Origin of the sequence: Rheinheimera sp. 1928-s (assembly GCF_029269265.1) — a bacterium.
Classification (GTDB): Bacteria; Pseudomonadota; Gammaproteobacteria; order Enterobacterales; family Alteromonadaceae; genus Pararheinheimera.
In genome coordinates, this window is the sequence record NZ_JARIXP010000004.1 from 1 (window position 1) to 23,409 (window position 23,409).

Annotated in this window: 22 protein-coding genes; 4 read left to right on the forward strand and 18 right to left on the reverse strand. The window is 47.1% G+C overall.

Annotated features, from left to right (window positions below):
- The 9 genes from P3C17_RS10395 to sdhC all read right to left on the reverse strand — a co-directional run.
- Positions 1–178, reverse strand: a 178-nt coding sequence (locus P3C17_RS10395; protein WP_300929847.1) for a transposase, incomplete at its 3' end; no start/stop codon positions are given.
- 173 nt (positions 179–351) lie between these two features.
- Positions 352–1,224, reverse strand: a complete 873-nt coding sequence (gene sucD / locus P3C17_RS10400) for a succinate--CoA ligase subunit alpha (RefSeq protein WP_008899439.1) — start codon at positions 1,222–1,224, stop codon at positions 352–354.
- A 10-nt stretch (positions 1,225–1,234) separates the two neighbouring features.
- Positions 1,235–2,401, reverse strand: a complete 1,167-nt coding sequence (gene sucC, locus P3C17_RS10405; protein ID WP_300929380.1) for an ADP-forming succinate--CoA ligase subunit beta — start codon at positions 2,399–2,401, stop codon at positions 1,235–1,237.
- A 146-nt stretch (positions 2,402–2,547) separates the two neighbouring features.
- Positions 2,548–3,732: a 2-oxoglutarate dehydrogenase complex dihydrolipoyllysine-residue succinyltransferase gene (gene odhB, locus P3C17_RS10410; RefSeq protein ID WP_300929381.1), complete on the reverse strand. Its 1,185-nt coding sequence runs from the start codon at positions 3,730–3,732 to the stop codon at positions 2,548–2,550.
- 116 nt (positions 3,733–3,848) lie between these two features.
- On the reverse strand, positions 3,849–6,656 hold the full coding sequence (locus P3C17_RS10415) for a 2-oxoglutarate dehydrogenase E1 component (protein WP_300929382.1): 2,808 nt from the start codon (positions 6,654–6,656) through the stop codon (positions 3,849–3,851).
- Between the two features lie 111 nt (positions 6,657–6,767).
- A complete protein-coding gene (locus tag P3C17_RS10420; RefSeq protein ID WP_300929383.1) occupies positions 6,768–7,487 on the reverse strand; it encodes a succinate dehydrogenase iron-sulfur subunit in 720 nt (239 codons plus the stop codon).
- 12 nt (positions 7,488–7,499) lie between these two features.
- Entirely contained in the window at positions 7,500–9,272 is a 1,773-nt protein-coding gene (sdhA, locus tag P3C17_RS10425) for a succinate dehydrogenase flavoprotein subunit (protein WP_300929384.1), read from the reverse strand.
- Positions 9,273–9,620 carry a succinate dehydrogenase, hydrophobic membrane anchor protein gene (sdhD, locus tag P3C17_RS10430; RefSeq protein ID WP_300929385.1) on the reverse strand — a complete coding sequence of 116 codons (348 nt, stop codon included), beginning with the start codon at positions 9,618–9,620 and terminating at the stop codon, positions 9,273–9,275.
- Positions 9,611–9,988: a succinate dehydrogenase, cytochrome b556 subunit gene (gene sdhC / locus P3C17_RS10435; protein WP_083826317.1), complete on the reverse strand. Its 378-nt coding sequence runs from the start codon at positions 9,986–9,988 to the stop codon at positions 9,611–9,613. The genes sdhD and sdhC overlap by 10 nt, the downstream gene beginning before the upstream one ends.
- A gap of 369 nt (positions 9,989–10,357) precedes the next feature.
- Here sdhC and P3C17_RS10440 point away from each other — a divergent pair, with 369 nt between their 5' ends.
- The 3 genes from P3C17_RS10440 (at position 10,358) to P3C17_RS10450 (ending at position 13,361) form a co-directional block, all read left to right on the forward strand.
- Positions 10,358–11,635 (forward strand): citrate synthase, encoded by a 1,278-nt coding sequence (locus P3C17_RS10440; protein WP_233006939.1) that lies wholly within the window; start codon positions 10,358–10,360, stop codon positions 11,633–11,635.
- A gap of 62 nt (positions 11,636–11,697) precedes the next feature.
- Positions 11,698–12,912, forward strand: coding sequence for a cysteine desulfurase (locus P3C17_RS10445; protein WP_300929386.1), 1,215 nt, complete (start codon positions 11,698–11,700; stop codon positions 12,910–12,912).
- The gene (locus P3C17_RS10450) at positions 12,909–13,361 is read left to right on the forward strand and encodes a SufE family protein (protein ID WP_300929387.1); all 453 of its coding nucleotides are present in this window, start codon (positions 12,909–12,911) and stop codon (positions 13,359–13,361) included. Before P3C17_RS10445 ends, P3C17_RS10450 begins: the two co-directional genes overlap by 4 nt.
- Before the next feature lie 28 nt (positions 13,362–13,389).
- On the opposite strand, the gene tcdA is transcribed toward P3C17_RS10450, so the two are convergent.
- The 7 genes from tcdA to P3C17_RS10485 form a co-directional block, all read right to left on the reverse strand.
- The gene (gene tcdA, locus P3C17_RS10455) at positions 13,390–14,181 is read right to left on the reverse strand and encodes a tRNA cyclic N6-threonylcarbamoyladenosine(37) synthase TcdA (RefSeq protein ID WP_300929848.1); all 792 of its coding nucleotides are present in this window, start codon (positions 14,179–14,181) and stop codon (positions 13,390–13,392) included.
- 7 nt (positions 14,182–14,188) lie between these two features.
- Positions 14,189–14,896 carry a TIGR01621 family pseudouridine synthase gene (locus P3C17_RS10460; RefSeq protein ID WP_300929388.1) on the reverse strand — a complete coding sequence of 236 codons (708 nt, stop codon included), beginning with the start codon at positions 14,894–14,896 and terminating at the stop codon, positions 14,189–14,191.
- Positions 14,897–15,661 (reverse strand): 3-deoxy-manno-octulosonate cytidylyltransferase, encoded by a 765-nt coding sequence (gene kdsB / locus P3C17_RS10465; protein WP_300929389.1) that lies wholly within the window; start codon positions 15,659–15,661, stop codon positions 14,897–14,899.
- Positions 15,652–15,846, reverse strand: coding sequence for a Trm112 family protein (locus tag P3C17_RS10470; protein WP_300929390.1), 195 nt, complete (start codon positions 15,844–15,846; stop codon positions 15,652–15,654). Before P3C17_RS10470 ends, kdsB begins: the two co-directional genes overlap by 10 nt.
- Positions 15,846–16,817: a tetraacyldisaccharide 4'-kinase gene (gene lpxK, locus P3C17_RS10475; protein WP_300929391.1), complete on the reverse strand. Its 972-nt coding sequence runs from the start codon at positions 16,815–16,817 to the stop codon at positions 15,846–15,848. The genes P3C17_RS10470 and lpxK overlap by 1 nt, the downstream gene beginning before the upstream one ends.
- Positions 16,817–18,565, reverse strand: a complete 1,749-nt coding sequence (msbA, locus tag P3C17_RS10480; RefSeq protein ID WP_300929392.1) for a lipid A export permease/ATP-binding protein MsbA — start codon at positions 18,563–18,565, stop codon at positions 16,817–16,819. Before msbA ends, lpxK begins: the two co-directional genes overlap by 1 nt.
- A gap of 68 nt (positions 18,566–18,633) precedes the next feature.
- Positions 18,634–20,805 carry a DNA internalization-related competence protein ComEC/Rec2 gene (locus P3C17_RS10485; protein ID WP_300929393.1) on the reverse strand — a complete coding sequence of 724 codons (2,172 nt, stop codon included), beginning with the start codon at positions 20,803–20,805 and terminating at the stop codon, positions 18,634–18,636.
- A gap of 64 nt (positions 20,806–20,869) precedes the next feature.
- Here P3C17_RS10485 and P3C17_RS10490 point away from each other — a divergent pair, with 64 nt between their 5' ends.
- Positions 20,870–21,409 (forward strand): DUF2062 domain-containing protein, encoded by a 540-nt coding sequence (locus P3C17_RS10490; RefSeq protein WP_300929394.1) that lies wholly within the window; start codon positions 20,870–20,872, stop codon positions 21,407–21,409.
- A gap of 36 nt (positions 21,410–21,445) precedes the next feature.
- Here P3C17_RS10490 and P3C17_RS10495 read toward each other — a convergent pair whose 3' ends face one another.
- Positions 21,446–22,684 (reverse strand): lipoprotein-releasing ABC transporter permease subunit, encoded by a 1,239-nt coding sequence (locus P3C17_RS10495; protein WP_300929395.1) that lies wholly within the window; start codon positions 22,682–22,684, stop codon positions 21,446–21,448.
- Entirely contained in the window at positions 22,677–23,375 is a 699-nt protein-coding gene (gene lolD, locus P3C17_RS10500) for a lipoprotein-releasing ABC transporter ATP-binding protein LolD (protein WP_300929396.1), read from the reverse strand. The genes P3C17_RS10495 and lolD overlap by 8 nt, the downstream gene beginning before the upstream one ends.
- Between the last annotated feature and the right edge of the window lie 34 nt (positions 23,376–23,409).

A 23,409-nucleotide genomic window follows, 5' to 3' on the forward strand; every position in this document is an offset into this window, starting at 1 on the left:
CGATCTGGACATTCAGTTCCACTACTTCACAACCCAACTGAGCACTGTAAACCTGAATACAACGCCAGACTTCCTTGCCTACATTGTCTTTCAGTATTCTAAACCGGTACTTCGGCGTCCAAACAATATGGTATTGACACCGCCAGAACACATGCGATGCTTGTTGATATCTACTCATGTTAATTACCTCTTTTGACTCTGCGAAAAATCAAAACGGCAATTAGCATGGGTAGGTCTTTACAGGCAAAGCCTTTTGGATGATAACCACCTACTGAAGTAGGTGGTTTAGGGCCGAAAATAAAAAACCCGCCACAAGGACGGGTTTCTTAGCAGAAATTACTAACGGTTGGATTACCAGCCAGTCAGTTCTTTCAGTGCTTTACCGATATCGGCTAAGCTTTTCACGGTTTTCACGCCTGCGTCTTCCAGTGCAGCGAACTTCTCGTCAGCTGTACCTTTACCACCAGAGATGATGGCACCTGCGTGGCCCATGCGCTTACCAGCTGGTGCAGTTACACCGGCGATGTAAGACACAACTGGCTTAGTCACGTGTTGCTTGATATAAGCAGCAGCTTCTTCTTCAGCTGAACCACCGATTTCACCGATCATTACGATGGCTTCAGTTTGTGGATCGTCCTGGAATAATTTCAGGATATCGATGAAGTTAGAACCTGGGATTGGGTCACCACCAATACCTACACAAGTAGACTGGCCGAAACCGTAGTCAGTCGTTTGTTTTACTGCTTCATAGGTCAGAGTACCTGAACGTGAAACAATACCTACTTTACCTGGTAAGTGAATGTGGCCTGGCATGATACCAATTTTACATTCGCCTGGAGTGATCACGCCTGGGCAGTTAGGGCCAATTAAGCGCACGCCTAATTCGTCACAACGTACTTTAGCGTCCAGCATATCCAAAGTAGGAATGCCTTCAGTGATACAAACGATCAGCTTAATGCCACCGTTTGCAGCTTCCAGGATAGAATCTTTACAGAAAGCAGCTGGTACGTAGATCACTGATGCTTCTGCACCAGTCGCTTCTACTGCTTCTTTAACTGTATTGAATACTGGTAAACCTAAGTGAGTTTGACCGCCTTTACCAGGAGTCACACCACCAACCATTTTAGTGCCGTAAGCAATGGCTTGTTCAGAGTGGAAAGTACCCTGAGCACCAGTGAAGCCCTGACAAATTACTTTGGTATCTTTATTAATTAAAACGCTCATGGATTACCCCTTATGCCTTAGCCGCTGCAGCAACTACTTGCTTGGCAGCACTAGTCAGGTCTGTGTCAGCGATAATATTCAGGCCGCTTTCAGACAGCACTTTAGCACCCAGTTCTGCATTGTTACCTTGCAGACGAACAACAACTGGTACTTTCACGCCGACTTCTTTCACTGCGCCGATCACACCTTCAGCAATCATATCGCAACGAACGATACCGCCGAAAATGTTGATGAATACCGCTTTAACAGCGTCATCAGACAGGATAATTTTGAAGGCTTCAACAACACGTTCTTTAGTCGCACCGCCGCCAACGTCCAGGAAGTTAGCTGGTTGGCCACCGTGTAATTTCACGATGTCCATAGTACCCATAGCTAAACCTGCACCGTTAACCATACAGCCGATGTCGCCACCTAAAGCTACGTAGTTCAACTCCCATGAAGCAGCATGTGCTTCACGTGGATCTTCCTGTGAAGGATCCTGCATAGCTTTTAAATCAGGGTGACGGTACAGAGCGTTGCCGTCGATCACCAGTTTGGCATCTAAGCAGTGCAGATCGCCAGCAGGAGTGATAACCAGAGGGTTCACTTCCAGCAGAGCTAAATCTTTGTCTTTAAACAGTTGAGCCAGACCCATGAAGATTTTCACGAATTGGTTCACTTGCTTGCCTTCCAGGCCTAATTTGAATGCTAATTCACGACCCTGGAATGGCTGAGCGCCTACCAGTGGATCGATTGCAGCTTTCAGAATTTTTTCCGGAGTTTCGTGGGCAACAGTTTCAATTTCCACGCCGCCTTCAGTAGACGCCATAAACACGATACGACGTGAAGAACGGTCTACTACTGCACCTAAATACAGTTCTTTAGCGATGTCAGTACAAGGTTCAACCAGGATACGGCTTACAGGCTGACCTTTTTCGTCTGTCTGATAAGTAACCAGTTGCTTACCAAGCCATTTTTCAGCAAAAGCTCTGATGTCTTCTTTGCTCTTAACCAGTTTAACGCCGCCCGCTTTACCGCGACCACCAGCGTGAACCTGAGCCTTGACAACAAACATGTCGCCGCCGATTTTATCTGCAGCTTCTACCGCTTCTTCAACAGTTGCTGCGGCGATGCCTTTCGATACAGGCAAACCATATTGGGCAAACAGTTGTTTACCCTGATACTCGTGCAAATTCATGGCTATTTTCCGTTCATTTTGACATTGAAGGCTACACCGGAGGTGCAACCTGACCTTTAGATCGGCGCGTATTATAGTGCCAATCAGTCTGATAAAAAATGCTGTTGCTATAAAACAACAGCATTTTTAGTTACTTTTTCCAGATATTAGATATCCAGCAGAATACGGGTTGGATCTTCCAGCAATTCTTTGATAGTGACCAGGAAGCCTACTGACTCTTTACCATCGATGATACGGTGGTCGTATGACAGGGCTAAGTACATCATCGGTAGAATTTCCATCTTACCGTCAACAACCATCACGCGGTCCTGGATTTTGTGCATACCCAGAATAGCTGATTGTGGCGGGTTGATGATTGGAGTAGACATCAGAGAACCGAACACACCACCGTTAGTGATAGTGAAGTTACCGCCCGTTAAGTCGTCCATAGACAGCTTACCGTCACGGCCTTTTAAGGCTAAGTCTTTGATAGCTTTTTCGATTTCAGCTAAGTTCATTTTGTCACAGTCACGCAGAACCGGTGTAACCAGACCACGAGGTGTAGACACAGCGATGCTGACGTCGAAGTAGTTGTGGTACACGATGTCATCGCCATCAATAGCTGCGTTCACTTCCGGGAAACGTTTCAGCGCTTCAGTTACGGCTTTCACGTAGAAAGACATAAAACCTAAACGGATACCGTGACGCTTTTCAAACACGTCCTGGTACTGCTTACGCAGTTCCATAATTGGCTTCATGTTCACTTCGTTGAAGGTCGTTAACATGGCTGTAGAGTTTTTCGCTTCTAACAGACGGTTCGCAATGGTTTTACGTAAACGTGTCATAGGCACACGTTTTTGTGAACGATCACCTTGTACCGGAGCAGGAGCGGCAACAGCAGCAGCTTTAGCTGGAGCAGCTGGTGCACCGGCTAAGAACTTTTCTACGTCTTCTTTAGTGACACGGCCATTTTTACCAGAACCCTGGATTTTAGCAGCGTCTAAGCCTTTTTCAGCAATGAGGCGACGAACAGATGGCGTTAACACGTCATCTGACTCTGTTGCAGCAGCGGCAGGAGCAGCGTCAGCTTTAGCAGCAGGTGCGGCGGCAGGAGCTGCAGCGCCTGCGTTCATATGACCAATCACTTGCTCAGCCAATACAGTTGCGCCTTCAGCATGAACGATTTCGCCCATAACGCCATCGGCCTGAGCTACCACTTCAAGTACAACTTTATCGGTTTCAATGTCCACCAGGACTTGATCACGGCTAACGGCTTCACCTGTTTTTACATGCCAGGTGGCGATTGTTGCGTCTGCAACTGATTCTGGTAGTACCGGGACTTTAATTTCCACTTTGTCACCTTTTTTTAAAATTGGGGTTCTGAATCGTTACTTAAACTAAAGTCAGAGCGCCTTGCGGCAGCACTGACTGAATACAAAGCGGCGCAGCTAATGCTGCGCCAGATTTATTAAGCAATAGTTAAAGCTGCGTTGACTAAAGCCTGTTGCTGTTTGTTGTGCACAGACAAGTAACCTACTGCAGGTGAAGACGAAGCTTCACGGCCAGCGTACGTCAGTTTTCCACCGGCTGGGATTGAAGCCCAGAAATGGTGTTGACTGCAGTACCAGGCGCCCTGGTTTTGAGGTTCTTCCTGACACCAGACAAAATCTTTTACATGCTGGTAGTCTTTCATGATAGTGGCCATCTCTTCCGCCGGGAAAGGATACAACTGTTCAATACGGACAATAGCAATGTCAGTCAGATTGCGTTTACGGCGTTCTTCCAACAGATCGTAGTACACCTTACCGCTACACATCACCACACGTTTCACATCAGCTGGTTTGATTGGATCAATTTCAGCGATGGCGTTCTGGAATACACCAGAAGCAAGTTCTTCTAAAGTAGAAGTCGCTAATGGGTGACGTAACAACGATTTAGGTGACATCACAATCAGAGGACGACGCATTGGGCGTACCATCTGACGGCGGATCATCGCATAGACCTGAGCCGGAGTGGTCGGAACCACAACCTGCATATTGTGATCAGCACAAAGTTGCAGGAAACGCTCTAAACGGGCTGAGGAGTGCTCCGGGCCCTGACCTTCGTAGCCATGAGGCAATAATAATGTCAGACCACATAAACGACCCCACTTCTGCTCGCCTGAGCTTAAGAATTGGTCAATCACCACCTGAGCGCCGTTGGCGAAGTCACCAAACTGGCCTTCCCAAATCACTAAAGCACGAGGTTCAGCTGTGGCATAACCGTATTCAAAGGCCAATACCGCTTCTTCAGACAAAGCAGAGTCAAACACCTGGAATGGACCTTGTGAGTCGCTGATATGTTCCAGTGGTGTGTAAGTAGCAGCATCGTTTTGGTTGTGCAGTACGGCATGGCGATGGAAGAAAGTACCACGGCCAGAATCCTGACCGACAATACGGATGCGATTTCCTGCACCAACGATAGAAGCGTAGGCCAGAATTTCAGCGAAACCCCAGTCGATCTTTTTCTCGCCTTTGAGCATTAAAGCGCGGTCTTCGTATACTTTGCCAACCTGACGTTGCAAGGTATGAGTTTCAGGCACAGCAATAGCTTTTTCACCTAAGGTGACCAAATCAGGCACAGTCATGCTGGCATCGTAAGCCGTATTCCAGTCATGGCCAATGTATGGAGTCCAGTCGACTGACACTTCAGTCATAGGACGCCATTCTTCAACCACGCAGTCGCCTTTATCTAAGGCGTCACGGTAACCATCGACCATCTGCTGCACTTGTTCGGCAGTCACGACGCCTTCAGCAATCAGCTTCTGAGCGTATAACTCACGTGGAGTTGGGTGTTTTTTGATTTTCTGGTACATCAGCGGCTGAGTTGCATTTGGCTCGTCCGCTTCGTTGTGACCGTTACGACGGTAACAAACTAAGTCAATCACCACATCACGTTTGAAGGTGTTGCGGTAGTCTACAGCCAGTTGAGCCACAAAAATCACCGCTTCCGGATCATCACCATTGACGTGGAAAATCGGTGCCTGAACCATCTTGGCGATGTCAGTACAGTATGGCGTAGAACGGGTGTCTTCAGGGTTAGAGGTAGTGAAACCGACTTGGTTGTTAATGACCAGACGGATAGAACCACCCACTTTGAAAGCACGGGTTTGAGAGATGTTGAAGGTTTCAGCAACCACGCCCTGGCCAGCAAAAGCGGAGTCACCGTGAATGGTGATAGGCAGAGCCAAAGAACCGTCAGTGCAACCGCGACGGTCTAAGCGGGCACGTACTGAACCTATAACCACAGGGTTCACGATTTCTAAGTGCGACGGGTTAAAAGCTAAAGCTAAGTGAACATTGCCACCTTTAGTTTCAAAATCAGATGAGAAACCCATATGGTATTTCACATCGCCTGCGCCAACCACTTCATATTTACCAGCAAATTCGTCAAACAACTTGCCTGGGTTTTTACCCAGCACGTTGATTAGCGTATTTAAACGACCACGGTGCGCCATACCGATAATACAATCTTTTGCGCCCTGCTCGCCTGCACGGTGGATCATGGCTTTAAGCATTGGCACCATGGCATCACCGCCTTCTAAACCAAAGCGCTTGGCGCCAGGGAATTTAGAGGCCAGGTATTTTTCCAGACCGTCTGCAGCCACTAAGCCTTGTAACAGTTTGGTTTTTTCTTCTTTTCCGAACGCACGTGAAGCCTGTTGGCTTTCTAAACGTTGTTGGATCCAACGTTTTTCGTCCGTCGAAACAATGTGCATATACTCAGCACCAATGGAACCACAGTAAGTAGCTTCCAGCGCTTTGTACAAGTCGCCTAACTTCATACTGGTGTCGCCACCAGCAAAAGAGCCGACATTAAATTCGGTGTCAAAATCTGCCTGAGTCAGGTCGTGATAGGATAATTCTAAATCACGAACACGAGGCTGCTTCCACAGGTTCAGCGGGTCGAGGTTGGCATGCTGATGACCACGGAAACGGAAGGCATTGATTAATTGCAGAACTTTCACCTGGCGCTGATCTGAACCACCTGCATTCACCGTAATAACTTCACGATGTTTGTTTTTGGCGAGTTCAGCAAATTGCTGGCGAATGTCGCTGTGACGGGATTCGAGTTCTACGCCGTCAATTTTGGGCAGACTGGCAAAAAACTCACGCCATTCATCACTGACGCTGGTCGATTCAGCTAAGTAGGATTCATAGAGTTCATCTACATAGGCCATGTTGCCACCGCCTAAATGAGAAGACTCTAACCACGCCTTCATTACACCTTCGTGCATTTAGTTTCCCTTATTCGAAGCACCTGGAAAAAATTCGCGAAAAGCGGCCTGAGGTTTCAGGCGCGCTTCATTTTATACCAATCAGCGCCAATTAGCTCTGACAAAGGGCGCTTAAAGCGCCCGGTTTAACAGCATAGATTTGATTTGACCAATTGCTTTGGTCGGGTTCAAACCTTTTGGACATACGTTGACACAGTTCATGATGCCATGGCAGCGGAACACGCTGAACGCATCATCTAAATCGTTTAAACGTTGTTCAGTGGCAGTATCACGGCTGTCAGCTAAGAAGCGGTAAGCGTGTAATAAACCAGCTGGTCCGATAAATTTATCCGGATTCCACCAGAAAGACGGGCAAGAAGTTGAACAGCAAGCACATAAAATACATTCGTACAGGCCGTCTAACTTTTCACGATCTTCAGGTGATTGCAGGTATTCGCCTGCAGGTGGTAACTCGTCATTAATCAGGTAAGGTTTCACCTTTTCATACTGAGTGTAGAACTGAGTCATATCCACAACTAAGTCACGCACTACTGGTAAACCTGGTAATGGACGGATCACCAGTTTGCCGCCTTTCCCCTTGCCTAAAGCAGACAATGGAGTAATACAGGCTAAACCGTTTTTACCGTTCATATTCAGACCGTCTGAACCACAGACGCCTTCACGGCAGCTGCGACGGAATGATAAGGTTGGGTCTTGTTCTTTTAATTTCAACAGTGCGTCTAACACCATCATGTCACGACCCTCTGGATTCTCCAGAGTATAGTCCTGCATACGTGGCGCCTTATCGACGTCAGGGTTGTAACGATAGACAGAGAATTCTAACTTCTTCATTCTGCATCCCTCTTAGTACGTACGTGCTTTAGGCGGGAAAGCTTCACGGAACTTAGGTTCCATATTCACTTTACGCTTAAACATTGATTCAGTATCTGGCGTGTAGACGCTGTGGCATAACCAGTTTTCGTCATCACGGTCCGGGAAGTCAAAACGAGCGTGGGCACCACGGCTTTCTGTTCTGTAGTTGGCAGCAACTGCAGTAGAGAATGCGGTTTCCATCAGGTTGTCCAGTTCTAAACATTCAATACGCATGGTATTGAAGTCTGAGCTCTTGTCATCCAGACGTGCATATTTCAGACGTTCACGGATTTCTTTCAGCTCAGCTAAACCTTCAGCCATAGCAGCACCTTCACGGAATACCGAGAAGTTCAGTTGCATACATTGCTGTAAGTCTTTTTTGATTTGAACCGGATCTTCACCCTGACCTGGCTTGCTGTCTTCCCAACGTTGAGTACGGGCTAAGGCAGCTTGCAGATCGGAATCAGAGGCAGCACGGTATTCAGAGGTTGCAGCCAAAGCTTCGCCCAGGTGTAAACCTGTAGCACGACCGAATACAACTAAGTCTAACAAGGAGTTACCACCTAAACGGTTGGCACCATGTACAGACACACAAGCAATTTCACCACAAGCGAATAAACCTGGAACTACAACTTCAGAACCATCGGCTTTCGGATGAATCACCTGGCCATGCACGTTCGTTGGAATACCGCCCATCATATAGTGACAAGTTGGGATTACAGGAATTGGCTCTTTCACAGGGTCAACGTGAGCAAATGTCTTCGACAGTTCGCACACACCTGGTAAACGGCTTTCTAAAACTTCCGCACCTAAGTGGTCCAGTTTCAGTTTGATGTGTGGGCCCCATGGACCATCACAACCACGGCCTTCACGGATTTCAGTCATCATAGAACGAGCTACAACGTCACGACCCGCTAAGTCTTTGGCGTTTGGCGCATAACGCTCCATGAAACGCTCGCCGTCTTTATTTAATAAGTAACCACCTTCACCACGACAACCTTCAGTCACCAGCGTACCAGCACCTGCAATACCTGTCGGGTGGAATTGCCACATTTCCATATCCTGCAGCGGCACACCGGCACGTAAGGCCATACCTACACCGTCACCGGTATTGATGTGCGCGTTGGTGGTAGAGGCGAAGATACGGCCTGCACCACCAGTAGCCAATACTACGGCACGGGATTTGAAGTAAACAATTTCACCGGTTTCGATTTCAATGGCAGTACAACCTACCACCGCGCCGTCCTGGTTTTTCACCAGATCCAGTGCATACCACTCAGAAAATACCTGAGTTTTGTTTTTTACGTTTTGTTGGTACAGCAGGTGCAATAAAGCATGACCTGTGCGGTCTGCAGCAGCTGCGGTACGGGCGGCCTGTTCGCCACCAAAGTTTTTCGACTGACCACCAAAAGGACGCTGATAAACACGGCCGTTCTCAAAACGAGAGAAAGGTAAGCCCATGTTTTCCAGTTCAGTAATGGCTTCAGGGCCAGTTTTACACATGTATTCGATAGCGTCCTGGTCACCGATATAATCGGAACCTTTGACGGTATCAAACATGTGCCATTCCCAGTTGTCCGGGTGAGAGTTACCTAACGCAACAGTGATACCACCTTGCGCAGATACAGTGTGAGAACGGGTTGGGAATACTTTGGATAACAAAGCACAGGTTAAACCTGATTCAGTAATTTGCAGAGCGGCGCGCATACCCGCACCACCTGCGCCTATTACCACGGCATCAAATTCGCGTACTGGAATATTCACTTAAACACCCCACAGAACAAAGAGACCCACAGCCACATAGCCAAAAGCTAAGGTGTACAACAGGAACTGTAAAACGCCACGCAAAGCTGCGTTTTTGACGTAGTCAGTTAATACCTGCCACAGACCAATTTTGGTGTGAACTGCGATACAAACTAAGGTTAATAAAGTGAAGGCTTTCATCAGTAAACCGGAAAACAGTGCTTTCCAGATATCGTAGGTCACTTCAGGAGTAACCAGGAAAAATCCCAGAATAAACAGAGTGTACAGCGTCAGAATAACGGCTGTGGCACGTAACGAAACGTAGTCTTTGACACCGTCGCGCTTTAAACTGGCTTGATTCAGAACCATAACCAAACTCCTGTTAAAACAGCTAATACAATCCACAGTACTATAGTAATGACTGCGCTCAGGTTACCGGACTTCAGTTCTTCCCAGTGGCCCATGTCCATAATTAAGTGACGGATGCCACCAATCATGTGATAAAGCAATACTGTGATAGTACCCCAGGCGATAAACTTGGCGATGAAGGATTGTAATACCAGTTTCACTTGCTCAAAGCCTTCAGGAGAAGACAAAGAGACTGCCCAAGCCCAGATCACAAACACCAGAGCGAAAAACATGGCTACGCCAGTTACGCGGTGCAGGATCGACGCTAACGCAGGAGCAGGAAAAGATATTGTTGTAAGGTCGAGATTTACAGGTCTTTGCTTTTTCACAGTTTCTTGCCCATCGACGCTCTTTATAGAGCTTTGTTGTCATTATGTGTTGCTGAATAATCAGTCAACGCCCAATGGATATACAGGCTACAGCTCAGTGTGGTTCAGCCTGTTTTTTTATCTATCAAACGCTGAACAGGTTTAAAACCCGCGACAGTATATAATTCACCACTTCGGATTACAATTTATGTTTGATTTGGTTATCGAATTTCTGCGTACTCTACCCTACAGCATTCAACTTTGATGGCAATACGACCAGAGTCGAATACTTATTATCCAATCGCGCATTAAAATTGACTTTTAGGCAGCACTTGAAGTTAGAATAGGTGCGAAAAGGTTTAACCCAATTAAAACAACAGGAGAAATCCAATGGCAGATAAAAAAGCTGTCGTGCAGATCGAAGGACAGGCACCATTTGAACTTCCTATCTATTCTGGCACTGCAGGCACTGATGTTATTGATGTTCGTGCTTTAGGTCAGCAAGGATACTTCACCTTCGATCCGGGCTTTATGGCCACGGGTTCATGCGAATCAAAAATCACCTATATCGATGGTGACAATGGCGTGTTGTTACACCGGGGTTACCCAATTGAGCAATTAGCAGAGCATTCAGATTATCTGGAAACCTGTTACCTGCTATTGGAAGGCGAATTGCCTGCTAAAGCTAAATACGATGAGTTTGTGCATACCATCACGCGCCACACTATGGTGCATGAAAAAATTGCCTCATTTTTCCAAGGCTTCCGTGTTGACGCTCACCCTATGGCCATGCTCTGTGGTGTAGTTGGCGCTCTGTCTTCTTTTTATCACTCAGACCTGGACATTAACGACCCGGAGCAGCGTAAACGCAGTGCTCACCGCTTAATTGCCAAGTTACCTACTATCTCTGCCATGGCGTATAAGTACACTGTAGGTCAGCCTTTTGTGTACCCACGCAATGACTTAACCTATGCAGAAAACTTCCTGCATATGATGTTCTCTGTACCAGCTGAAGACTACAAAGTCAGTCCTATTGTTGCCAAAGCAATGGACCGTATTTTTATGCTGCACGCAGACCATGAGCAAAACGCTTCAACATCCACAGTACGTTTAGCCGGTTCTTCAGGCGCAAACCCATACGCTTGTATCGCTGCTGGCGTTGCATCTCTGTGGGGCCCTGCACATGGCGGCGCCAACGAAGCGTGCTTAAAAATGTTACAGGAAATCGGTTCTGTTGATCGTATTCCTGAGTTTGTAGCTCGTGCTAAAGACAAAAACGACAGTTTCCGTCTGATGGGCTTTGGTCACCGCGTTTACAAAAACTTTGACCCTCGTGCCAAAGTGATGCGTGAAACCTGCCACGATGTATTAAAAGAGCTGAACATCAAGGATCCTCTGCTGGATGTGGCGATGGAACTGGAGCGTATTGCGCTGTCAGACCCGTACTTCATCGAGAAGAAATTGTATCCAAACGTCGATTTCTACTCAGGTATCATTTTAAAAGCCATTGGTATTCCAACCAGCATGTTTACTGTGATTTTCGCTATGTCACGTACTGTAGGCTGGATCTCTCACTGGGACGAAATGTTGTCCGACAAAGGCCACAAAATTGGTCGTCCGCGTCAGCTGTACACCGGCTACACCAAGCGCGACTACAAAAAAGCCTAACCTGCTGATGAGGCCGGATGTTATGATCCGGCCTCGTTTTTTATAGCTTTAGGTTGCCAATCTTGAATTTCAATCTCCCCGCTTTACGGCAACAATTCCCGTTTTTTACCGCTCATCCGGATTGGATTTATCTGGATAACGCAGCCACTTTGCACAAGCCGCAAGCCGTGCTTGATGCAATGAATACCTTTTACAGCCATCAAAACAGCAATGTGCACCGTTCAGCTCATGGTTTAAGCCAACAGGCCACAGCGGCCTTTGAAGCGGCCAGAAGCACAGTTGCACACTTCTTAAATGCGCGTTTTCCCCATGAAATCATCTGGACCAGTGGCACCACTGCAGGTTTTAATCAGTTGGTTTTTGGTCTGATGGGGCCTGTTTTGCAGTCCGGCGATCGGGTATTAATTTCAACTATGGAACATCACGCCAATATAGTGCCCTGGCATATTCATGCTTTGCCCTTTGGGGTGGAGTTGGACGTCGTACCTTTGACGGCAGAACATCGTTTTGACCTGACTGCTTTTGCAGAATTATTAAAATGTAAGCCAAAGGTCGTCAGTATTAGCCATGTCTCTAATGCGCTGGGCCATATTCAGCCTATAGCGGAGATAGTGCGTCTGGCCAAGGCTGCTGGCGCTATAGTCATACTGGACGGTGCTCAGGGTATTGTCTGGGAAAAAGTTGATGTACAGGCCTTGGATGTAGATTTTTATCTGTTTTCAGGCCACAAGCTCTATGGCCCAACAGGTAGTGGTGTTTTGTATGGCAAAACAGAGTATTTAGAGTTGCTGCGCCCACTGCTGGGTGGTGGCGAAATGATTAAAACGGTGAGTTTTTCTGGCAGCAGCTGGAACGATTTACCCTACAGATTAGAAGCTGGCACGCCCAATATGGCGGGCGCTATTGGCCTTGCTGCCGCTATTGTATGGCTGCAACAACAGGATTTAGTCGCGATACAGCAGCACAAACAAGGCTTGGTACAACGCTTTTATGAGGGTTGTCGTCGGATTCCGGCTTTAGAGCTGCTATCTGGTCCGACAACTAACGCAGGAATAGTGGCGCTCAACCTGAAAAATGAGCACCCTGCCGACCTCGCAACCTTGTTAGACCAACAAAAGATCGCTGTTCGGGCCGGAACTCACTGTGCTATGCCGCTATTTCAGGCTATAAATAGCAAAGGTTCAGTACGTTTCTCTTTTGCTTGTTATAACAGTTTCGACGAAATTGACCACACTTTAGCTGCTTTAACTACTGCAGTGGAGCTACTCGCTGAATGATCCGACCAGATATCTTTACAAAAACAGCTACAGCGCTAAAAAATATTTACGATAACCAACTGCCACAGTTACGTCAGTTGAAAGATTGGCAAAGTAAATACAGAATTTTAATGACGCTGGGCAAAGAATTACCGGCTTTTGACAGTGACTGGCACAGAGATGAGTTTTTAGTTCAGGGCTGTGAAAGCAAAGCCTGGCTGCTGCATTATCAGGACCCTGTTACAACACAGCACTTTTGGGCTTTTGACAGCGATGCCCGTATTGTCAAAGGCTTGATTATTCTGATCTTAGCGCAAGTGAATGCTTTAACCGCAGAAGAGTTCGCCAAGGCGACACCAGAGTTATTACTAAACGAATTGCAGCTACAACAAAATATCAGCCCCTCACGCAGCAATGGTTTGCTGGCAGTGTTAACTAAAATTAAAAATGGGGTCAGATCACATTGTTAACAGTTAACAATGTGATCTGACCCTAATTTCATTTATTCGCTTTTTCCGCCAGCTTTTTCAGCACTTTTGATACAGCAACAAAAGCAAAAGAGCCTGTCACCACAGTCACAGCACCAAAACCACCACTGCAGTCTAAGCGCATAGGGCCTTCCAGTTCTGGTTTGGTCTGGCAAACAGTGCCATCGCCTTTTGGATACACCAGTTGCTCAGTTGAATACACAGCATCTATGCCAAAACGCCGTTTGGGGTTGCGACTGTAGTTGTAGTCACGGCGCAGCGTATTACGGACCTTAGATAACAAAGGGTCGTACACAGTCTGACTTAAGTCGGCCAGCTGAATCTGAGTGGGATCCACCTGCCCGCCAGCTCCGCCTACTGTCACTATCGCAATTTTATTACGTTTGCAGTGTGCAATCAGCGCCACTTTGGCTTTAATGGAGTCGATGCAATCCACCACATAGTCAAAATCGGTGCTCATCAGCTCAAACAAATTGTCAGAGCTAACAAAATCTTCCACCTGATGCACTCTACAGTCCGGGTTGATTGCTTTGATCCGCTCTGCCATCACCGCCACTTTGTCTTTGCCTATGCTGTCAGACAAAGCATGCAGCTGCCTGTTGGTATTGCTGATGCAAATATCATCCAAATCAATCAGAGTTATTTCACCTATGCCCGAGCGCGCCAAAGCTTCAGCGGCCCAGCTGCCAACCCCACCAATGCCAACCACACAGACATGAGCCTTCTGAAACGCATCCAGCGCTTTGGTACCATACAAACGGCCTATGCCGGCAAAACGTAATAAATAATCGGACACGTAAATTACTCTTTTACTCAACAACTTTAGAGGTTGTTGGTTTTTGATAAGAAGGCCAATCCAGCAATGCAGGCTCTGCCCAGTGCTGATCCAGATGCTGCAACAAGGATGGCGATAAAAACTCTGTGCCATCAGATGGAGGCAACACCAGCTTAATGTCAGTGCCACGCCAGCTAAAATACAGCGCATAAGCATGCAGATAGAGACGGTCTGCCGCTGTACCCTGATACAACTCATCCCCTAAAATAGCGGCGCTGACACTTTTTAAAGCAACACGCACCTGATGGGTTTTGCCGGTAAAAGGCTTGACCAAAAAAGCTCTGCGCCCTTCCACCTGGTAAAAAGCTGAGACAAAATAACTGACCGCAGCATTAGTTAACGTACTGGTCAATTTCCAGGCCGAACGACGCGCCTGCACCATATCGCCTTTGACCCAGCCTTGTTTTTTCTTTGGTTTTTGATCCGTCAGCGCCAAATAAAACTTTTGGATCTGCTGGTTTTGAAAAAGTTGTGACAAGTCCGCTGCAGCTTCACTGCTTTTCGCCAGCAGCAATAAACCTGAAGTGCCTTTGTCTAAGCGGTGCACGGCATAGAGCTTTAAGCTAAACTGAGCTTCCGCTAAGGCAACTACTCCGGCTTCAAACTCGGAATGAAAACTGCTGCCGGAAGGTTTATCCAGCACCAGAAAATCGACGTGATCAAATACCAGTGTCAATGACATCTATAAAGCTGCCGCTACCAGACGGGCACGTTCTAAATCTTCAGGCGTATCTACGCCCACTGCAGGAGTTTCCAGCGCAGTCGCTACATGAATAGCTTCACCTTGCCACAAGACTCTGAGCTGCTCTAAGCATTCAATTTGTTCCAGCTGTGATGCTGGCCAACTGACATAATCCTTAATAAAACCAGCACGGTAAGCGTAAATGCCTATATGACGGCGATAAATATCAGCCAGAGCTACAGTAAAATTTTTATCGCGATCAAAAGGGATCACAGAGCGGCTGAAATACAGTGCATAACCATTTTTATCGCTTTGTACTTTCACCACATTCGGGTTTTGTACTTCATCCTGATGTTCAATAGGTACAGATAGAGTCGCCATGCGGGCTTTGCTTTGACTGGCTAAATTCTCTGCCACCTGACGGATAATAGCAGGCGGAATAAAAGGCTCATCGCCCTGCACATTCACGACCACAGTATCATCAGCCAAAGCTAATAAAGACACCACTTCGGCCAGTCGCTCGGTGCCAGAGTTGTGCTCTGGACTGGTCATACAGACTTCGGCACCAAAGCTTTCACACACCTGCTGCACACGGGCATCATCAGTGGCTATAACAACCCGCTCTGCACCACTTTTAATAGCCTGACGGTACACCCGTTCAATCATACTTTGGCCGGCAATATCGGCCAGCGGTTTACCAGGTAAACGGCTGCTGGCGTAACGGGCCGGAATAACAACCAGAAACCCCGCTGTTACTAACGCCATTGGTCCGCCTCATCCAGACTTAAAGTACGGGCTTCAGAAGTTAATAGCACAGGAATATGTTGTTTTACCGGATAAGCCAGACGGTCTGCAGTGCAAATCAGCTCCTGCTTTTCTTTATCCAGTTTCAGTTTGTTTTTACAAATTGGACAAGCAATGATGTCCAGCAAAGCGATATTTAAAGCCATTAGTTATCTCTCCATTGGTTCAGCTGTAGCTGCAACCAAAATTTAAATTCATCCGGTAATTGAGCCTCGACCGGCAGGTAATACCAATTGGCTTTGGCAAAAGCCCGGCATTTGACCGCATCTTTTTCAGTCATCAAGAGTGGGCCTTCAATGCCCGCCAAGCTTTGTTCATCAAAAGCATAATGATCGCGGAAAAACTCTGTGGCTTTAATCTCAATACCAAAGCTTTTTACCGTATCGACAAAACGTTGTGGATTGCCTATGGCCGCCACTAAAGTCACAGCTTGTGTTTGTTCTGACCACTGGCTTTGACCATCTAAAGCAACAGGAGCAACAGGTTTTAACGCCATTTTATACTGTGCAGACTGGAAATCGCCGCTATTTACAATAACCGCATCGACGCTTTGTAAACGTGATACCGGTTCACGTAAAGGCCCTGCTGGCAATAACTGCTGATTACCCAGTCCGCGCTGACCATCAATTAACACCAACTCCAAATCGCGTTTTAATCTGTAGTGCTGTAAACCATCATCGCTAATGACAATATCGCAGTCCGTGGTTTCCAACAGATACTGAGCTGCTGCTACTCTGTCTGGGCACACCACCACAGGACAGTGACTTTTGCTGGCCAACAGCAAAGGCTCATCGCCCACATCAGCGGCTAAATGCAACGAAGTAACCCGCACTGGTTCAGTGATCCGGGCACCATAACCACGGCTGACAATACCGGGGGTAAAACCCTGCTCTGTTAAACACTGACAGAGCCAAAGCGTAAAAGGGGTTTTTCCTGTGCCTCCAACTGAAATATTACCGACAATAACAACGGGTTTTTCCACAGCAAAAGATTGAAACCAGCCGCGCTGATAACCAACACGGCGAATTGTAGCCACCAGCCGATACAACAAACTTAAAGGCCAAAACAACAGTGTAAAAGGATGCTGTTTATACCAGCCACGCTCCCACCAGTTCATCAGGCCTCGCTAAATTGCATTTTATACAACTGAGCATAGTAGCCATTTTGTGCCAGCAAAGACTGATGAGTGCCCTGCTCTACGATCTGGCCCTGATCCATCACTAAAATCTGGTCAGCATTTTCAATAGTAGATAAACGGTGCGCTATGACAATACTGGTACGGCCTTTAAACAACTCTTCTAAAGCCCCCTGTATTTTACGCTCTGATTCGGTATCCAATGCTGAAGTGGCTTCATCCAGAATAAGCACAGGAGCCTGGCGCAATAAAGCCCTGGCTATGGCTATACGCTGGCGTTGACCACCGGATAAAGTCACACCATTTTCGCCGATTTCTGTGTCCAGCCCTTGTGGCATCTGGCTGACAAATTCCATCACATGGGCTTTTTCCGCCACGTTAATTAAATGCTCGCGGCTTAATTCACCACGATAACCATAAGCGATATTATTGGCGATGGTGTCGTTAAACAGTACCACTTGCTGCGAGACCACAGCCATTTGCCCGCGTAGTGAGTCCAGCGTGCAGTCTTTAGTATTGATGCCATCCAGCAGAATTTCGCCTTGTTCAATTTCATAAAAGCGCGGCAATAAGTTGGAAATAGTAGTTTTACCACTACCGGAGCGGCCAACTAAAGCCGCAGTCTGGCCAGGTTCTACTTTGATATTGATCTGTTTTAACACCTGTTTTTCATGACCAGGATAGTTAAAGCTTAAGTTCTTTATTTCAATGGCGCCTTTTACCTGCCCAAGCTCGAGAGTGCCGGTGTCCTGCTCTGGTTTTTCATCCAACACTAAAAATACATTGGTTGCTGCAGCCATACCACGCTGGAAATCACTGTTCACTGTCGTCAGCTGTTTAAGCGGTTTCAACAACAGCATCATGGCGGCCAGAATTTCACTGAAAGTACCAGGGGTTAAGGTATCGAGCATAGCCGGAAAGCTGGCAAGATAAATAACAAAAGCCAAAGCAAAAGAAGCGATCAGCTGCACCAGCGATACACTGATGGAACGGGTCGCCTCCATTTTCACATCCAACTGGCGGTTGCGATTATTCACTGCCTTAAATCTGGCGTTTTCCAGTTCGGCAGAACCAAAGGATAAAATCACTTTATGACCATTCAGCATTTGCTCTGAACTGGTGGTGACATCCCCCATGGCATTTTGCATATTGCTACTGATTTTGCGAAAGCGTTTTGACACTTGAGTCACGATCACGGCGATCACTGGTGCTATCACCAGAAAAATAAGCGACAGCTGCCAGCTGTTATAAAACATCAGGCCCAGACAACCTAAAACAAAAACACCTTCGTGAATAAGCACCATCAGCGCTTTACTGGAGGCTTGTTTAATTTGCTCGGCATCGTAGGTAATTTTGGAAATCAGCTCGCCGGTCGAATGTTTATCATGATAACTGACAGGTAAGGCGATCATCTGACGGAATAATTGCTGGCGTAAGTCTTTGACTATATGAGTGCCAGCCCAGGTTAGGCAGTAGCTGGAAATAAAATGAAACACACCGCGCAGGAAAAACATCCCCACCACAAAAACCGGCGCCCAGGCCAGGTAAGCCATATCTTTTTGGGTAATGCCTCTGTCGATAAAACTGGAAAACTGGGAAATAAAATACACGTCCACGCAGGCATAGCCGGCCATACCCAGCATGGCCAGTGCAAAGCCGGCTTTATAGGGTTTTAAATACCGCAGCAGGCGCTGAAAAGTGCTGATTGAACCCGTTGTTTGTGAAGACAAATTTAACCCCAAAGAATATGAAAACCGCCGCCATTCTACCTTGTTGTTTCGGCTCTTTCAGCAATTGTTCACTGCTTTTGCAGCCAAAATGGCAAAGGCTGTTGCCGGTAAGGCCAGATATGTAGCTGCTGATCCGTTATTTCAATACGAATAGCGCCTTGGTCTGCAGTGTTCAGCAGCGGAATTTGTAGCAAAGACAAGCGTGCACGCACTTCTTTACTCGGATGGCCATAGGAATTATTCGACGCAGCACTATTGAGGGCTAACAAAGGTTGAACTTGCGCTAAAAAGCTCAGGTGACTTGAACTCTTGCTGCCATGATGGCCTAACAGCAACAGATCTGTCTTCAAATCAGGCTGAACACTGAGCAGCTCAGCTTCCACTTTGCGGCTGATATCCCCTGTTAATAAAAAACGCCATCCGGCAGCTTCTATCGCAAGCACGCAGGAAGAGTCATTGCCTTCCGGCTTTGCATAGGCACTTTGAAACGACCCTAACCGGGCATCCAGATAAACAGCAGGCAAAGCTGAACAAAGCTGCTGCGGATAACCTGTCTGAAAATCAGCGATTAACTGCACCTTGGGGTAAGCTTTCAGTACTTCAGAAAAAGCACCGGTATGATCGCTGTCAGCATGGCTTAAAATTAAATAATCCAGCTGACGTACGCCCTGATAATGCAGATAAGGCAAGACATAAGCTTCGGTTGCATTAAAACTGCCATACACAGGCCCCACATCGTACAGCAGCCCTCTGTCGCCTTTTTGCAACAACACTGCAGTGCCTTGCCCGACATCAATCATATGCAATTGCCACTGCGACACTTTGGGCCATAACAAAAAAACAAAAGGCAACAGCAATAAACTCAGCCGCAATCTGGGGACAGAACCAGGCAGGAAGAACACAGCCACTAACAGCAACGCCACCAAAAGCGCAGAAAAAACCGTCTGAGCAGGCAACAGCCACCAGTAGTCCATCGCCGCACCGTACAGCAGCCAATGATAAAGCGGCGCTAAAACCAGATCCGCCAGTTGCCAGTGCCATACCGCATGTGCAGGCAACACCAGCTCCAACAGTAAGGCAATCAGTAAATAAGGAATAACCAGCAAAGAACACCAGGGCACAAAAATCAGGTTGGATAATAAAGCTAAAGGCGCTATGCCATGGAAAAATAGTAAAGTAGGCGCACTCATCAACAGCGTCATCAGCGCCTGAAATTGAATAGCGTGGCGAACTCGGCCACTAAAGCTATGGTCCAGCAATGGATAACGCCAGACAAACAGAAAAATCAGCGCCACCGCATAAACCGTCAGCCAAAAGCTGATACTCATCACCCATAAAGGGTTGAGCAGCAACAGCAAGCCGCAGACCAACAACCAGCTTTGACTGTAACTTAAACGCCTGTGGTGTTGCATCAGGTACACAGCTAAAACCAGCGCTACCAAAGCACGTAGGGTTGGAATAGCAAAACCAGCCAGCAAGCTGTAATACCAGGCCGCTGCTAAAGCAACAAAAGGAGCCAATTGGCGGCAGACTAATAGCCTTAGATTGATTTTTGCCAGCAATAGCATCAAGCCATAGACCCAGCCAAACAACAAACCTATATGAAAACCGGATATCGAAATTAAATGCCCAAGCGCCGTCGCCTGTAAACCTAACCACAACTCATCGCTAAAAGGCCGTTCGCCCAGAGTTAAAGCGGTGATCAATGAAAAAGACGGTAAATCACCAATTTTTAATTTTAAACGCTGATACAACTGCTGACGGTGATCCCATTTTGGCTCCTGCAGCACCGCATCCTTTACCACGCAGTTGGCAATAAGGCCGAGTACATAGGCATTGGCCTCCACATAAGCAGAACCTGGATTGGCCGGCGAGCGAATGGCTTTGCAACGTAACTTTAACCACCAGTTTTGCCCCTGTCCCAATAGCTCCGGCGCATTCTGCCAGCGCAGTCGCAACAAGTACCCTTGGTGTGGTCCTTCATTGATTTGCCATAAAAATCTGCTGAAGTCTTCATCTTGTTGTCTGATACTCACCACCTGCCCTTTTAGCCAGGGATCGGCCAGGCTAAGTAACTGTTGCGTATGCAGCTGATGCTGCTGCACTTGCCACAACCAGAGACTTAAAGCACAACAAAATCCAGTAAAAAACAGCAAACGGTAGTACAGACAAATCAGGATCAGAGATAACGAAAAAATAAGCCACAAAAGGGCTGGCACTATTGGTAAAAATAATGACAATAGACATCCGCTGATCACACCGATGAAAAAACGGTTCACGTTAATTTTTCATTAATGAGTTGTAATGGCAAAGAATCTAATTAAGAAATATCTACCAGATACAGAAAAAATCAAGCAACACCCGTCGCTAAAAATTTTTGGTGCTTTGTTGCATGACAACAATTTGTGGCACTTTAATCGCCGTTCAGCACGCGGCGCTTTTGCGGTGGGTTTGTTTGTCGCCCTGATCCCTATGCCATTTCAGATGGTATTAGCCGCTGCTTTGGCTATTTTATTCAGAGTAAACTTACCTTTGTCAGCCGCTTTAGTCTGGTTGACCAATCCACTGACCATGGGACCGATATTTTTTATCTGCTATCAGTTGGGGGCGCTGATTTTAGGCCATCCTGGTCATCATGTAGAACCACAGGTGAGTTTAAGTTGGTTGATCGATAGCCTGGATACTATAGGCAAACCTTTCCTGTTGGGCAGTCTGATTATTGGCTGCACCCTGTCGGCTTTGGGCTATACGCTGGTGGATTATTTCTGGTGTTTGTCGGCAAAAAAATCCTGGCACAACCGCATTAAGAAACGTCAGAGTGAGACTGAAACCGACTCGCTCTGAGGTTTTTTATCTTCGCCTGCCACTTGGCGTCAGAAACTATCTTTGTCCTAACACAAAGGCAGGCTGCACTTTGCTGGCGCTTAATGCAGGATAAATAGTCGCCAGTAAGCTCATGATAAGAGCTATGCCTATGGTGATCACCACTTGCATGGGTTCGATATGAGAAGGCACATAATCAACAAAATAAATACTGGAATCCAGCAAGCTAAAACCTGTCAGGCTGGTAATTAAACGAAACAAGGGTTCTATTTGCCAGGCCAATAGCAACCCTACCAGGCCACCGACTAAAGTACCTGTCAAACCATTCAGCCAGCCGAGCCACATAAAAGCTTTCACTATGCGGCTTCTGGGCATGCCCATGGTCAGTAAAATGGCTATATCCCCTTGTTTTTCCCGCACTGCCATCACTAGAGTTGCAACAATATTAAAACAGGCCACAGCCAATACCAGTACTAACACCAGATACAAAATACTGCGCACCATCTGAATATCGTTATACAAATGCCCCTGAATGCGGAACCAGTCCAGCATGTAGACATAGTCAGTCGCCATACTGCCTAAGGTTCTGGACAACAAAGGCGCAGCAAAAATATCGTCAATTTTAAAGGCAAACCCCTGAACTGCGCCCTGCGGATAGTTCAGCCAGGACCCCAAAGCCGAAATATCCACCCAAGCCTGCTGATAGTCGAGCTGGCCGCCAATACTGACGATGGCAACTACGGTTAAACTGACATGCTTATGACTGGCCAGTTTGCCATCCGCAGTGACTTGCGGCAGCATCAGTTGCACTTCATCCCCCACTTTGGCCTGCACTTCGTCAGCTATGCCTTTGCCAAGTACAATCTGATGTTCGCTGATTTGGGCGAGATCCCCAGCCACAACAAAAGAGCCTAAAGCACTGATGCCTTGCTCCAGCTGCAAATCAATACCCCTTAAGCTGGCGGCTTTGACTTTCGCACCGCTGCGGATCATGGTATTGGTTTTGATATAAGGCGCACCCGCTACAACACCTGGATGCAGTTGCAATGGCTTAATTTTTTTCTGCCAGTTTTGAATAGGGTCCGACACCGCCTGTAATTCGACATGAGGAATAACAGACAAAAGCTTGTCTTTTAATGCCAGCTCAAAGCCGTTCATTACAGATAAGGCCAGAATGAGAATAGCCACGCCAAGGCCAATGCCTATAGTGGAGGACGCCGCAATAAAACGGATAAAAGCGTTGCTGTTACGGCTTTTGCGATACCGCTGCGCCAATTGCCAGGACAAACTAGCCATGACTTAAGCCATCCATCGTCTTGCCTAAATGACCATCACGCATCCAGTATTGCTGATCGAGCTTTTTCGCCAGCGCCAAATCATGGGTCACCACAATAAAGCTGGTTTTCAACTCACGGTTTAATTCACGTAATAACTTATAAATACTTTCTGCAGTTTGATGATCCAGATTACCAGTAGGCTCATCGGCCAAAACTAACGCTGGCTCCCCCACCAAAGCCCGGGCTATAGCAACACGCTGACGCTCACCGCCACTCAATTCAGCAGGTCTGTGAGCCACCCTGTGTCCTAAGCCCACACGTTGCAGCATAGCGGCCGCTTTTTGCTCCGCATTTTCGTTGCTTTCGCCACGGATCAGCAGTGGCATAGCCACATTTTCAAGTGCAGTAAAATCCATCAGCAGATGGTGAAACTGGTAAATAAAACCCAGTTTTTCATTACGGAGTTTTGCTTTGGCATTGGCGGATAACTTAGCTACAGCTTTGCCTAACAAGGTCAGTTCACCACTGTCTGGCTGATCTAAAGTGCCTAAAATATGCAACAAGGTGCTTTTTCCTGAACCAGAACTGCCGACTATGGCCAGCATTTCTCCGGCTTTGACTTCAAGGCTGACCTGATGCAACACCGGAGTGACATTTGCACCATCCGTGTAGCTTTTACTGATTTGACGGGCCGTTAAAATACTGGTCATTAAACTCTACCCAAAGTAATTGATGTTGCGGAGC

Coding starts and splice junctions, on each gene's coding strand:
- P3C17_RS10450 (WP_300929387.1), top strand. CDS start 12,909: ATGATCCGACCAGATATCTTTACAAAAACAGCTACAGCGCTAAAAAAT.
- P3C17_RS10490 (WP_300929394.1), top strand. CDS start 20,870: ATGGCAAAGAATCTAATTAAGAAATATCTACCAGATACAGAAAAAATC.
- sucD (WP_008899439.1), bottom strand. CDS start 1,224: ATGAGCGTTTTAATTAATAAAGATACCAAAGTAATTTGTCAGGGCTTC.
- lpxK (WP_300929391.1), bottom strand. CDS start 16,817: ATGAACTGGTGGGAGCGTGGCTGGTATAAACAGCATCCTTTTACACTG.
- lolD (WP_300929396.1), bottom strand. CDS start 23,375: ATGACCAGTATTTTAACGGCCCGTCAAATCAGTAAAAGCTACACGGAT.
- P3C17_RS10495 (WP_300929395.1), bottom strand. CDS start 22,684: ATGGCTAGTTTGTCCTGGCAATTGGCGCAGCGGTATCGCAAAAGCCGT.
- P3C17_RS10420 (WP_300929383.1), bottom strand. CDS start 7,487: ATGAAGAAGTTAGAATTCTCTGTCTATCGTTACAACCCTGACGTCGAT.
- kdsB (WP_300929389.1), bottom strand. CDS start 15,661: ATGGCGTTAGTAACAGCGGGGTTTCTGGTTGTTATTCCGGCCCGTTAC.
- P3C17_RS10440 (WP_233006939.1), top strand. CDS start 10,358: ATGGCAGATAAAAAAGCTGTCGTGCAGATCGAAGGACAGGCACCATTT.
- sucC (WP_300929380.1), bottom strand. CDS start 2,401: ATGAATTTGCACGAGTATCAGGGTAAACAACTGTTTGCCCAATATGGT.
- sdhD (WP_300929385.1), bottom strand. CDS start 9,620: ATGGTTCTGAATCAAGCCAGTTTAAAGCGCGACGGTGTCAAAGACTAC.
- P3C17_RS10460 (WP_300929388.1), bottom strand. CDS start 14,896: ATGTCATTGACACTGGTATTTGATCACGTCGATTTTCTGGTGCTGGAT.
- P3C17_RS10415 (WP_300929382.1), bottom strand. CDS start 6,656: ATGCACGAAGGTGTAATGAAGGCGTGGTTAGAGTCTTCTCATTTAGGC.
- P3C17_RS10470 (WP_300929390.1), bottom strand. CDS start 15,846: ATGGCTTTAAATATCGCTTTGCTGGACATCATTGCTTGTCCAATTTGT.